Annotated in this window: 11 protein-coding genes; 2 read left to right on the top strand and 9 right to left on the bottom strand. The window is 53.5% G+C overall.

The window, feature by feature from the left end; all coding sequences use genetic code 11:
- Positions 1-28: 28 nt before the first annotated feature.
- From K1558_RS29170 to K1558_RS29145, 6 genes are all read right to left on the bottom strand, one after another.
- The gene (locus tag K1558_RS29170; protein WP_238655490.1) at positions 29-1558 is read right to left on the bottom strand and encodes a hypothetical protein; all 1530 of its coding nucleotides are present in this window, start codon (positions 1556-1558) and stop codon (positions 29-31) included.
- Complete coding sequence (locus K1558_RS29165; protein WP_238655489.1) at positions 1551-2120, bottom strand: RNA polymerase sigma factor; 570 nt, start codon at positions 2118-2120, stop codon at positions 1551-1553. Before K1558_RS29165 ends, K1558_RS29170 begins: the two co-directional genes overlap by 8 nt.
- Positions 2121-2283: 163 nt before the next feature.
- Positions 2284-3021 carry a Fic family protein gene (locus tag K1558_RS29160; protein WP_238655488.1) on the bottom strand — a complete coding sequence of 246 codons (738 nt, stop codon included), beginning with the start codon at positions 3019-3021 and terminating at the stop codon, positions 2284-2286.
- A gap of 89 nt (positions 3022-3110) precedes the next feature.
- Positions 3111-4658 carry a GGDEF domain-containing protein gene (locus tag K1558_RS29155; protein WP_238655487.1) on the bottom strand — a complete coding sequence of 516 codons (1548 nt, stop codon included), beginning with the start codon at positions 4656-4658 and terminating at the stop codon, positions 3111-3113.
- Positions 4659-4745: 87 nt separating this feature from the next.
- On the bottom strand, positions 4746-6470 hold the full coding sequence (locus tag K1558_RS29150; RefSeq protein WP_238655486.1) for an ABC transporter ATP-binding protein: 1725 nt from the start codon (positions 6468-6470) through the stop codon (positions 4746-4748).
- Positions 6467-8200 (bottom strand): ABC transporter ATP-binding protein, encoded by a 1734-nt coding sequence (locus tag K1558_RS29145; protein ID WP_238655485.1) that lies wholly within the window; start codon positions 8198-8200, stop codon positions 6467-6469. The genes K1558_RS29150 and K1558_RS29145 overlap by 4 nt, the downstream gene beginning before the upstream one ends.
- 170 nt (positions 8201-8370) lie before the next feature.
- On the opposite strand from K1558_RS29145, the gene K1558_RS29140 reads away from it, so the two are divergent.
- Positions 8371-8577 carry a helix-turn-helix transcriptional regulator gene (locus K1558_RS29140; protein WP_238655484.1) on the top strand — a complete coding sequence of 69 codons (207 nt, stop codon included), beginning with the start codon at positions 8371-8373 and terminating at the stop codon, positions 8575-8577.
- Complete coding sequence (locus K1558_RS29135) at positions 8574-9005, top strand: DUF6442 family protein (protein ID WP_238655483.1); 432 nt, start codon at positions 8574-8576, stop codon at positions 9003-9005. The genes K1558_RS29140 and K1558_RS29135 overlap by 4 nt, the downstream gene beginning before the upstream one ends.
- A 51-nt stretch (positions 9006-9056) precedes the next feature.
- On the opposite strand, the gene K1558_RS29130 is transcribed toward K1558_RS29135, so the two are convergent.
- The 3 genes from K1558_RS29130 to K1558_RS29120 are packed head-to-tail and all read right to left on the bottom strand — an operon-like array spanning position 9057 to position 12660.
- Positions 9057-10778: an AraC family transcriptional regulator gene (locus tag K1558_RS29130; protein WP_238655482.1), complete on the bottom strand. Its 1722-nt coding sequence runs from the start codon at positions 10776-10778 to the stop codon at positions 9057-9059.
- 51 nt (positions 10779-10829) lie between these two features.
- Positions 10830-11597: an IucA/IucC family C-terminal-domain containing protein gene (locus tag K1558_RS29125; RefSeq protein WP_238655481.1), complete on the bottom strand. Its 768-nt coding sequence runs from the start codon at positions 11595-11597 to the stop codon at positions 10830-10832.
- 1 nt (position 11598) lies between these two features.
- Positions 11599-12660: an ABC transporter substrate-binding protein gene (locus K1558_RS29120; protein WP_238655480.1), complete on the bottom strand. Its 1062-nt coding sequence runs from the start codon at positions 12658-12660 to the stop codon at positions 11599-11601.
- Positions 12661-12974 lie beyond the last annotated feature (314 nt).

Raw genomic sequence — 12974 nt, 5'->3', positions numbered from 1 at the left:
ACGGAGCGCTGCCCAGCGGATGATTCCATTATCGCACGCTGAGTTCAACCTGCTGATCCACCTGGACCTGCTCGCGCTGCGTTACAGCATTGATCATTTCCACTTCATACCGCTTCTGCTCAGGGGCCGCAATCCAGATCTCATATTCCCCGTGGCCTTCCTGGGCCTGCAGAACATTCCGGGCCAAGCCCGCCTGATCTCTGTTGCCCGCATAGAACTTATCGTACAGCTCCCGGGACTGAAGCACCTTAGCCATATAATCTGTGATATTGAAGTCAATGCTCATGCGGTTCTGTGCATCCTGTGTAAGCTTCAGCTTCAGGAACCCGTCTTCATAACGGCTCTCGGTCAGAAGCATCTGCTTGCCGCTGAACGGGATCACTTTGGGCAGTGCTTCATCCATGGCCAGAGAGAAGGAGCTTACCTCTGAGAGCTGGACATGCCCGATCTTCAGATTCAGCCGGTCGGCTTGCTGATTGAAGTATGGTGAAGAGGCAAACTCCAGGCGGATCGTACCGGAACCGCCGTTGCTGCGTCCTGGCACAGCATTTAGGCTGGTGTAGCCTTTGAACTCATAGGTGCTGCCTGCGTTATCTGTCAATTCGATGGACGGGTTGCTCCAATCAATATCCAGCAGTTTCTGGTCCGCATTGTTCAGGTGCAGGGTGATGTAGGTGCTGAGCGGTGTGATTTTGACCTCCTGCACGTCAATCACCTCCCGGTCCGAGTGGACGGTAACCGGCATGGAGACCTGCTGCGGGATGATCCGGTCCTGCTTCCACTGGCTTTTGTCAAAATTGACATCAATATTATGCTTCAGCGGAATCGCGCTTCCCGCCTGTGGCTCATAGAAGGTAAAGCTCAGCTTGGACGGGTTCCCCGCCAGGAAATCGGCCACCTGCTGCGGCGACAGCTGCTGCTCGGTCGGCAGAACCAGAATCGGCTCGCCGGTCTGTACGTCATGGGTAAGCTTCATCACCCCGCCTGCTCCAGCACCCGGGAAGTCCTTGCTCGTTACGTGATAACCCGCGTTGCTATAGTCGATCCCCGGCGTTCCGTCCGGCCAGGTGGTCACGCTCCCGCTAAGCTTGTCTGATTGGACAAAAACTTTATAGATCAGCCTGTCACTGGTCAGGTAGACATCACTCAGACTAACCTTGGTATCTCCGAATTTCATCACGACCGGCTGGAACGGCCGGTAATCATGATTGCCCGCATTCTGAACACCATCACCAGTACGCAGCGTAGTCAACCAGTCGGAGGCCACCGAGAAGCCGGGAATGTATTGCATCAGATTGGCGAAGGCCGGCGATACCTGGGCAGAGAATAGCAGCATGGCAGCGGCCGCCGTACCGCACACAGCACCGATCAACCGCCGCTTTGTGCGGGAACGGACCGGACGGCTAGGGGCAGCAGGTTCCGCAGCCGCCGCGTGCCTGGCAATATTTTTCGCAAAATCGTGCAGGCTTTGGGGCGCAGCATGAAGGCTCAGCACACCGCCCATTTCCTCTAACTGTTGCTGTGGTTCACCCTGTATCCCGTTCTTGAACTTAGACATCGAAAATCACCTTCTTCGGATTAATGGAATCATTCAGATTCATCAGCTTCAAGCGTGCATTATGCAATCTGGACTTCACGGTCCCGGCCTTAACGCCCAGAACATCTGCGATCTCGTCTACGGACATCTCCTGATAGTAGTACAACACAATCACTGAGCGGTGGCGCATATCCAACGACATGACCTGGGCCAGCAGCCGGGATTGCTCTTCTTTCTTCAAAACCGCCTCCATAGGCTGTTCCCGTTCATCCGCCGGCTCCTCATGATCCCCCAGCACTTCTGTCTGTCTGAACTGCCTGGAGCGTGCTCTGGCCAGATCCAACGCCCGCATTGCAACCAACCGGCTGAACCAGCTTCGGAAGCTGCGGATTTCTTTGCCGCTCTTAATAGCTCTATACGCTTCCAGCATCGCATTCTGGACGGCATCCTCGGCATAGTGCGGAGAATTCAGAATCGCTCTGGCCGTGCTGTAGGCCCGGTCCAGATAAGGCTTCACCAGCTGGTAGAATGCATCCTGTTCCCCATCCCGGCACTGCTGCATCCATAATTGCTCCTGCTCCATCCGCTTCACCTCCATTTGACTTGTTATACTCTATAGGCGATGGCCGGGCTAATCCGGTTCATTCTTCTCTGAAGACTGATTATGGTAATCCTCCACAAATCAGGACCACCCGTCCAGCGGGTGGTCCTGATTTGTGGGAATATAAATCGATATATTTGGTACATTAATTCTGCCGCTCAATCATTCCAAGATAACGATCTAATTGCTGTTCTTCCAGAGAGGCAATCATATCAGCAAAAGGCTTGAGATCCCGGCGCACAGCATAGGCTTCGAGTGCATCAAAGTACTCCAGCCTTGTTTCCTTGGCAATCGATACGGGAAGATAGCCGCTTGCCAGCAACTGATAATTCATAATCAGCCGCGAGGTTCTGCCGTTCCCATCAACGAATGGATGGATACGTACAAATTCAGCATGAGTCCAGGCCGCAAGCTCTATGATATCGTCTGTTTTCTTTTCAGCTAAATCAGCATAAAAGTTTTTCACTTGCTGGTACATTTCATTGGGCGGAGGCGGCGTATGGGAGGCTCCAGATATATATACCTCCACATTCCGATATACACCCCCAACCATTATATTTTCGGTTAGTATTGCATGGATATCTTTAATAATAGCTTCATCTAAAGGTTTTCCGTCATTAATACAGCCTTTAATATACTGATAAGCTTTATTGTGATTAATAACTTCGTATATTTCCCGAAGCATTTTCCCGCCCACGGATAGTCCTTCTTCTAGGACCACTTTGGTTTCCAGCAGGGTTAACGTATTGCCTTCAATTGCTGTTGAGTTATGTGTGTACTCAAGTTCAAAGGCTTTGACATAACTATTAACGGTGATGTTTGAAAGCTTATCTTTGGTCTGATCATATAAAGCCTTTTTGCGCAGGATTTCAGGGTAGCTCAAGCAGCTCACTCCTTTCTTTATGAGTATATATCCTTAATTATATCCCGGATGAGACTCAAATAACTCCATTCCCCCACTAATCTCAAATCTCATATCTCATGATTCCCCTCCGCAAGGCCCCGCTTAATCGCGTACATCCGCTTATCCGCCTGGCGCAGCAACGCGTCCGGGGCCGATCCGTCCTGCGGGTACAGACTGAGGCCGGCGCTCATATCAATCTTCAGCACGTTACCCTCATAATCCAGCGTGGCCTGTGCAGCTGCCGCCTGCAGCCGGCGTTCCAGCTCTGCGGCCGTAAGCCCCTCCGCTCCCACAGGGCAGAACATTACGAATTCGTCGCCGCCGAAGCGGGCCGCCAGCCCGTCAGGCTGGACCAGCTGATGAATCAGGGCCGCTACCTTGCATAACATCTGATCCCCGGCCTCATGGCCCCAGCGGTCATTCACCTGCTTGAACCGGTCGAGATCCAGCAGCAGGATCGCCAGCTCCCCGCCGGTCTGTCCGGCCTCCGTCAGGGCCTCCTCCAGCTTATCGTAGAACTGTCTGCGGTTCGGCAGCCCTGTGAGCGGATCGTGATAGGCCATGAAGGCAATCTGGCGCAGATGCTGATTCCGCAGCCGGATGTCGCGGATGAGCAGGACGGCATGAAGCTCATGGTCTACGGTCACATAGTCCCCGTTAATCATCGCTTCAATCTGATTGTCCCCGCTGTGGAGGACCATCTCCAGCTCACCGATATCGTCCTGCTCCTTAAGCTTCGTAACAATCTCTGCACCGCCCAGAGAGGCAAGGTTAGTCTTCCCGGGGACAAGCCGCCCGAACATTTTATCCGCACTCGGATTTGCTTCCTTAATATCTCCATTCAAGGAGACAAGCAGCGCCGCCTGCGAATTGATCTGGAACATCTTCTTGTAGCGGTGTCCCGCATGATTAAGGAACTCATACCGCTGCATGGACAGCCGCAGAACGAAGCACCAGATCAGCCCCCCGTAGATATACGTATAAGGCGGCAACACTTCGTTGAAGCGGAAATAGCCGAACACTGCCACCCAGAGGAACGTCACCCAGGAGCCGTACTCCAGCAGCTTGAAGATGCCGTCATGCTTCTGGTAATCAGGGTCGGCCGCACTCCACTTGCGCGCACTGCGCAGCATGGCGATAGGGATGAAGCTCAGCAGCAGGCTGGCCGTCAGCGTCCCGTAGTAGGCCCCATTCGCCACCGGCCATTTCCAGACTCCGCTTACGGTGAACAGCTCCACAGAGGTATACGAACGCTGGCTGATAAGACCCGCCGGAATGGCCAGAATCAGGATATGGAACAGATATGGATACCAGGGCCGCCGCATCCGCTTGTGCAGGCCGATCAAGCGGGCAATCAGATGGAAGCCGAGTCCCGGAATCAGGATACCTACATTGGAGAACCAGACCGCAGCGAGCAGCGGACTATATTCCATCGGCAGCATATACCGGAAGTACTCCTCCAGGAACATCAGGAAATAACACAGAATGGTAGCGCTAACCAGACGGTGTTCAGTTCTTTTAGGATTGCGCAGCAGCACATCCATCCCCATGAAGAAAAAGATGAGCATCGGCAGCCAATAGAATACGACGGGAATCCATACATGGGTCGGGCTCATTTCTATTCTCCTCTTCCGCCGGTCACATGATATCTCTTAATTTTAATATATTCCCCGGTGAAGAAGCCGTCAATGGACAGTTATGCCTTAGCCTGCCTTATATTGGCTCTGGAACAGCTGATGATACTCTTCACTATGCCGGCTCAGATTCTCATGGGTATCGCAGGCCACCACCCGGCCCGCTTGCAGCACCATGATTCTGTCACAGGCTTGAATCGTAGACCAGCGGTGGGCAATCGAGATCATCGTCTTCCCGGCGGACAGGCTCTTCAGCTCAGCCAGGATATCGCTCTCATTTCCGCTGTCCAGAGCACTGGTGCTCTCATCAAAGATAATGATGTCCCGGTCCTGCAGAATCGCCCGGGCAATCGATAATCGCTGCTTCTGGCCACCCGAGAGCTTCATGCCTTTCTCGCCGATGACTGTATCCAGACCATGCTCCAGGGTTTCAATGAAGGGATGGATGCTTGCCCTGCGGCAGCATTCGATTAGCTCGGCCCCGGTTGCACCGGGCTTAGCCAGCAACAGATTCTCTCTGATGCTCATATTGAACAGCACAGGCTCCTGCACTACGATACTCACTTTGGCGGAGATGCTCGCGCTGTTGACCGAAGTGACATCAATACCGCCGATGCTAATCGTTCCCCCTTGCGGCCTGAGCTGCCCCGTCAGCAGCTTAGCGAGCGTAGACTTGCCGCTGCCGCTTGGACCGGCAATAGCCAGGTGCTCCCCTTTGCCTACTGTGAACGATATGTCCTCAAGGGCAAAAGAATCATTCCCCTCATAGCGGAACCGCAGCTGCTGAACGTCTACATCGCTTCCGTTAATATGCTTGTACGGCCGCTTGTCCGTCTCAGCCGCTAACAGTTCAATTACCTTGCTGATATTCACCGAATCCTTGCGGTAATTCATCATGCCGTTGCTGATGCTCTCAATGAACCCGAAGAACTGCCCGTAGAAGCTGATGAACACCAGCATAACGCCGACCTGCGAATATCCCTTAATAACGAACAGTCCGCCGATGAAATAGATGAACAGCTGAGTGATGAAGTTTTTGGTGAAGAACGAATAGGTGACGCCCAGATGCAGATAGAGCTGGTTACGGAACCAGACCGGGCGGATTCTTGAATAATGTCCGTTCAATTCAGCCAACTGCGCCTCCTCCAGATGATTGGCCTTGATGTCCTTCCAGTTCTGCAGATTTCGATGCAGGAAGGAATCATACGCGTTCTGCAGCGTCCACAGCTCTTCACCCGCCATCCGCGACTTCTCTCCCAGGTGATGAACCGTCCACAGGGAGACTGGAACGAAGATGAAGCTGAGCAGTGCAATCCGCCAATCGTAGCATAATAGGATGACAGCCAGCGCAGCAGCATACACCACAGAGTAGATGAACTCAAGAATATGGGTCGTGAAGAATCTCCCGGCCACCGCAGCATCCTGCTCAATCCGGCTTCTGACATCGCCAATGCTATATCTGCTAAAGTCCTCATAGTCCAGGTGAAGCACGGTATTCAGCAGCTTATGCTTGATTCTTAAGTCATACTTCAGCAATAACTGGTTGGAGTAGCGCTTGCTGGCGGCAATCCCGATCGTCGTAAGCAGGAAGGTTCCCAGATACCCGGCGATAATCAGCCACAGCTCATGAAGGTTCCGGCCCACCAGCACCCGGCCCACGAGACGTGAATACAGGAGCAACGGAATAAGTCCGAGCAGCAAATTCCACAGCTTGAACAGGGCGAGTGCCAGCAGCGGCTTGCGGATACCGCCTATATCCCTCGTTAACGCCTTGAACGTTGCCCGTCTGCTCATACCGCCTCGCCTCCCTCACACTGTTCACCGAATAAGCTGATATACGTCCGGTTCTCGCGGAGCAACACGTCATGAGTATCGTAACCTGTAACCACGCCATCCTCCAGAACGGCGATTCTATCACAGTCCCGGATTGTAGAGAGCCGGTGGGCGATGATAATCATCGTGCGGTCTTGCGCAAGCTTACTGGTCATCTCCCGGATGAGCGCCTCATTCTTGCTGTCCAGGAAGGAGGTCGCCTCATCGAAGATTAGAATCTTCGGATTCTTGACCAGTATTCTTGCGATGTTCAGGCGCTGCTTCTGGCCCCCGGATAATTCCTGGCCGTATGTGCCGAGCACTGTATCCAGCCCGTCAGGGAAGGTCAGCACCAGTTCATGCAAGGCCGCCTTCTTAAGCGCTTCCATTAACAGAGCATCGTTATCCCGGTTATTGGTAAAAGAGAGATTATACCGCAGTGTGTTATCGTACAGCACGGTCTCCTGATGGACCATCCCCACCTGGCTCCGCAGGCTGTGCAGGTTCATCTCCTGCACATTCACGCCATCGATCAGCAGCTCGCCGCTATCCACGTTATATAGATTGTAGAGCAGATTCCCGATGGTCGTCTTCCCCGCGCCGCTCCTTCCGGCGATACCAATCGTGCTTCCGCGCTCCACGCGCAGATTGAATCCATTCAGCACCGGCTTGCCTTCAATGTATCCGAAGCGGACATCGCGGAATTCCACAGTCCCCTTCTTAATGGGCATAGGCGGATAGCTCTCCCTGTAATCCTCCTCCTCCTGATTCAGAATATCCGCAACACGCTGCAAGGAGACCGTCTGCCCCCAGGTATCGGTAATCTTGCTGTTAATCGAGCTGAAGTAAGTCACAGCCATATTGAAATAGCTGGCGGCGGCTACGAACACCCCGAGCGGCATCCGGCCCTCTGCAATAAGATAGGCACAGATCACGAACAGCAGCAGTTGTGCGGCAAGCGAGATGAAGGCATTCACCCGCTCAGTGGTCACTTCAATCCTGCCATTCTCCACATTCATGCCATGGATAGAGACCGTATGTCTCAAGTATGTATTGGCAGCTTGCTTCCCGGCATTCAGAAGCTTAATCTCCCGCATATTGGCTACAATCTCAAATAAGTATGAGGACAGTCTGCCCTGCTCCTCTGCCAGATCACGGTTAACGCTAAGCGCCCGCTGCTTGAAGTATCTGGAAGCCAGGAACACGACAGGCACCAGAACAACCGTGAACACGCCCAGCAGGACATGATAATAGAACATGAAGCCCACAGCGAACACAATATGCAGCAGATTGGAATACCCCCAGAGACCGCTCCAGAAGACTAGATTCATAATGTCCTTGGCATCGCGGTTCATCCTGCTGATCAGATCACCGCTGTACATCCCGGAGAGGTCCTTCCCCTTCTGGTGCAGAATCTTACGGAACATCGCCCGCCGGATATCGAACACGAACCCCGTCATCAGCTGGGAGGAGATCAGATTATTAAGCGTCGCCACAATGAACTGGTTGAACAGGAGAATTCCGGCATAGATCAGGCACAGATTCATGAAGGCACTCAGATCCTGATCATAAAAAGCAATATTAATCATCTCCCCGCCCAGAAACGGATAGATCAGATTAACCAGCGTCATCACCGTAGTCACGAGGAACCCGCATACAAACACCCACTTGTGCATCCGCATGAACTTGAACACCCACTGCCTAGCAGTCACAGCCCCACCGCCTTCCATATATTCACAAAGCCCATTGTAGCACGGATGTTCGTATTCGGGGTATGATTAACTTCTTTATTCATCTAAAAATGGAAAGCCAGCTTTACATCATACACATAATACGTTACACTCTCTATGTAAAGTTAACTTTCCATGAAGAGAGTGATTCCATGAATAACCGTTTGGAGGAGTTGCGCAAGCAGCGCGGAATCAGGCAGGAAGAGCTGGCGGCGGCGCTTGAAGTGTCCAGGCAGACGATTGGTTCACTGGAGAACGGCCGCTATAACCCGTCCATCCTGCTGGCGTTCAAGATTGCCCGGTATTTCGGGCTTAGTATTGAGGAAATTTTTATTTATGAGGAGGAAGAGAAGGGATGAAGAAATCGGTCACCGCTTATATTTGGGTCGTTGCAGGTCTAATCTTATTGGCTGTCAGCCTGTATCTAATCAGAACCACTCCAGACCCGCAGGGAGTGATGCGGACATTGCCTTATGTCTGTATTGGGCTGGGAACCGGCATGTTCGGCGGCGGAATGGGGGAACTGATCGGGAGGCGCGCAGCAAAAAACAGCCCCGCCGTCGCCAAGCAAATGGAGATCAACAAGAACGATGAACGTAATGTTGCCATTGCCAACCGGGCGAAGGCGAAGGCCTATGATATGATGGTTTTTGTATTCGGAGCCTTGATGCTGGCTCTTGCCTTAATGGAGACTGAGCTTACCGTGGTGCTGTTACTGGTATTCGCTTACCTGTTCACGATTGGATACGGGGCTTACTATCGCTTGAAGTATGATCGTGAGATGTGAGATAGTATCGTTTAGACTCGTTGTCATGGGTTACGTCCGCCCTGGGGCCACTCAAGCCAGCAAAGCCCGGGCCACCTGATCCACAATGCAATTAATGCCTGTAGGTCCATAACAGCCGATCCAGGTAGCCGCATCCACCGGGTATATACGCTGCCGCTGGTCTGCACCGAGCAGACCTCTGACGCTGTGCTCTGTCATCGAGATCCCCTCCTGCATCTGTTCGTTGCTAAGGAGAAAGTAATAATTGGCCTGCACAGCCGGAAGTCTGTCAACAGAGATATGATAAGCCGTGTCAGAGGAGGTGTCCGCCACAAATAGCGGGGCAGGCAGACCAAGGTCACGGTACAGCACAGCACCTGTGCGGTGCGAAGCCGTATGGACCCGGACGATGGACTCCCGCGGGCGGATCAGGGCCACGCTTTTACCCGTGAGTACCGGAGCAAGCTCTGCGGACAGCAATGCCGTACGGCGGAGATAATCGGCAATAATATGCTCTGCCTCCTCCTGCTTGCCGGTCAGTTCGCCGAACCGGCGCAGAATCGTCTGCCAGCTCTCATTGCGCTTGAACATAACCGTAGGTGCTACCCGGCTTAAGCGTTCATAGTGCGGAGCATGCACCTCGGTGCAGATGATCAGATCCGGCTGCAGCCGTTCAACCGCCTGCAGATCCGGGTATTCATAGGTTCCGAGCATTTCCGTTGCCCTTAACCTCTCCCGGAAATACGGTGGGAAATTCAGCGCCCCGCTTCCGAAGCCTACACTTCCTGCGGGGGACATTCCCAGCGCATGTAAATGGTCAGCATATTGGACATCCAGCACGGCAATCCGCTGCGGAGCAGCGGTGACATGATATTCGCCCCGCAGATGGGGGATCACCGGCCCCTGTATTAATCCGAGCGGGGAGACCATACGGCCCGGCAATCCCGCAGGAACGGTAATTGTGCCGGAACCTGCAGCGGCAGTACGCCTGTAGAGCTGCGGAGGGACTCCATAATGCTTTTTGAACGCCCTGCTGAAATAATACATGTCGCGGTAGCCTGTCCGCTCAGCGATTTCGCCAATGGTAGCATCCGTGTAGCGCAGCATCCGCTCTGCATTCTCCATTCGCAGCCGGATCACGTATTCCATCGGCCCGAGCCGCTTCTCCTGTTTGAACCGCCGCTGGAGCTGGCGCACGCCGCATCCGGCCAATGCTGCCAGCTCTTTCAGCCCCAGCTCCTGCCGGTAATGCCCCTCAATATAAGCGGCAACCACATCCACCACATCCGGCTCTGCCCCCTGCCCGCGTTCATGCTCCATAATAAGCTCGCAGAGCATACCTTGCAGCAGTGCATTGGCATGGAAGCGTTCCAGCCCTTCTCCCCGGCTCCACTTCGCCGCAATCCTGTCCGCCGCCATATGCAGCTCCGCCGTGTTCGAGGGATGATGAACAAACGAAGTGCGCAGCGGGTGATTACGTTGAGGGAAGAGGACATGAGCGGCTCCCGCCACAGGAATGGCCTTGTAGCTAATAGCTATATAATGAATGTTGTCTGATCCCGCAGTCAGAGTATAGGCTGATCCCTTGGCAGCATGGCAAGCAAAAGAGGCCTGGACATGGCAGCCTTCACCATTCATCACAAGCCCTCCCTGCCCGCCGCCAGCCAGCAGCAGCAGATTAGATTCCAGATCTGTCTCGCTCATGCTACCACCGGGCGGCATAGTACCGCTGTGCACATCAAGCACCTTGACCGCCGTATCACTCCACAAGCTTGCCTGTTCTTGTTGCGGCATTTCTCTCATCTCCTGACAACAGTATCCTTTGCTAAACGGATAGACCTGCTGTCATTTTAATTGAGATTCATTCTCATTGTCAATTTTCGGACACTTTCTGCAATATTCCCCTGACATCCGGTAGTAAAAGCAGCAGGTCATACGCTTGCTCTTCGCAACCGGAGCTTCATCATCGCCCTCGGTGAACCGGGTGAGCGGATTGCGTCTATCGCTGAACAATGCGCCGGGAGCCGTCCGGGTCAGAAACGCAAAATCCTCTTGCATCCGCTCCCTTTCTTGGCTGGATTGGTCTGTTCCAGGCGCATACAGCGGGGCAATACGCACCATAACATTCTCCCACAGCACCGCCATGGAGACAGGTCCAACCGCGGCAAGCGTCTGCAGGATCGGAGCAAGCCGTACCGCAAAATGCTCCTCTACAACGGCTTCGCGCCACACCTTCCTATCATCCGCCAGTGCGGATGACTGAATGCCGTCCACCGCCAGGAAAGGGAATGTCGTCTCTTCTGTAGCGGCCGGATGATAGAGAAAGCTTCTGTCCAGCGGGAAGAGTATTTCGCGGTTATGAAAGGTCATGGCGGTCACTATTGGCGCGATCCACAGATAGCCGATCCGTTTGGCCAGCATGGAAGCGGCAACCTGCGTGTCCGGCGCGCCGATATAATCCTTAAACCAGCTAACATATTCGCGGCACACCGCTTCATCCTGCAGCTCACTCAGAGCGATGGTGCGGACGCTGCCCGCAGGCGGCTCCCCCAGCCTCATCCGGTAATCCTCCGCCAGTTCCCTCCAGGGGGCCGACGACAGATAGCCGTCCATCTCAGTTCGCTCCAAGCAGCGCTTCTGCGGCCTGATCTACAATAATATTGATCGCCAGAGGACCATAGTACGCGATCCAGAGCGTTGAATTCACTTCATAGGCACGGTTATTCTTGACGGCTTCAACGGATTTCCAGACTGCACTGCTGGCCAGAGCCTCTGCTTCTTTGGCGAACAGATCATCCGAGAGCAGGAAATAGTGATCTGCCCCGATGTCAGCGACCGTCTCCATGGATATTTCAACCGACGTATCGTCTTTAATACCCTGAACGAACGCAGGAGCCTTCAATCCCAGATCCTCATACAGAATGCTTCCGGTCCGGTGCTCAGGGCCATGTACCCGGATGCCTTCCGGCCGCGGACGAATCAGCGCTACTGTCTCGTCGCCCAGCTTCGCCGACAGCTGCTCCCGCAGTCCGGCAATTTTGTCCTCATAGGCCTTCTTCACAACCTCTGCCTCTGCTTGCTTGCCTGTGATGGTACCGATGGTAGCCAGCGTATCCCGCCAATCCTCGTAGAAGTCCAGGACGATCGTAGGCGCAATTTTACTCACACTCTCATAAGCCTCCTCCTGGAAATCGGTCATCAGAATCAGATCCGGGTTCAATGACACAATCGCCTCCAGGTTGGGCTCATCCCGTGTACCCAGGACCTTCACACCTTCCATCTGAGCACTCAGATATTCCGGGAACTCGTCCTTGGTTCCGGCAACCACGCTGCCTGCCGGCTTCTCTCCAAGTGCGATCAGCTGATCGGCGAATTTCACGTCAAGCACAGCGATTACCTTCGGCTTCTCCGTCAGCGTATGTTCACCTTTCATATCCTTAAGGGTAACCGGGTAGGCCGCTGTAGCCTGTGCCTCCGGCGATGCCTGCGCTTCAGCCGACGGAGACGGCTCCGCTGACGCAGACGGCTGTGCAGTTGTCCCTGCATTAGCTCCTTCTCCAGATCCGCAAGCCGTCATTACCAGCACCAGCGCCAGCATCCATACCATGAATAGTCCTAATTTTGAAGCGGCGTATCTCTTTCGGCCGGCCTCTTGCTTCCGTGTTGCTCTGTTCACACTGTCTCCCCCTAATATGTGATAATGATTTTCATTATCATAATTGTTAAAGCGAGTATATCCGATCTGCCGCCTCTGTTTCCATGTACTTTTGCGACATGGCAGCAGGATAAATGCGACATGGGTTGCTGTTAGGGGACTTATCTAACAGTTCATATAGACGGAAACATTACCAAATCACCCTGCCGATTGAAGGATGCGATGCCTTCTCTCACCAGCCGCTTGTATAGAGAATTGTTGCATTTCTGAGACAATTTCATAATTCAAAACCCTTGTTATATCTGGTTTTTTTGAGCATAGAAAAAGGAGTACCT

It is taken from the genome of Paenibacillus piscarius (genome assembly GCF_022234545.1).
GTDB classification, from domain to species: domain Bacteria; phylum Bacillota; class Bacilli; order Paenibacillales; family Paenibacillaceae; genus Paenibacillus_AQ; species Paenibacillus_AQ piscarius.
Note: the sequence above shows the minus strand (reverse complement) of the source record. Positions and strands in the feature narration are given on the sequence as shown.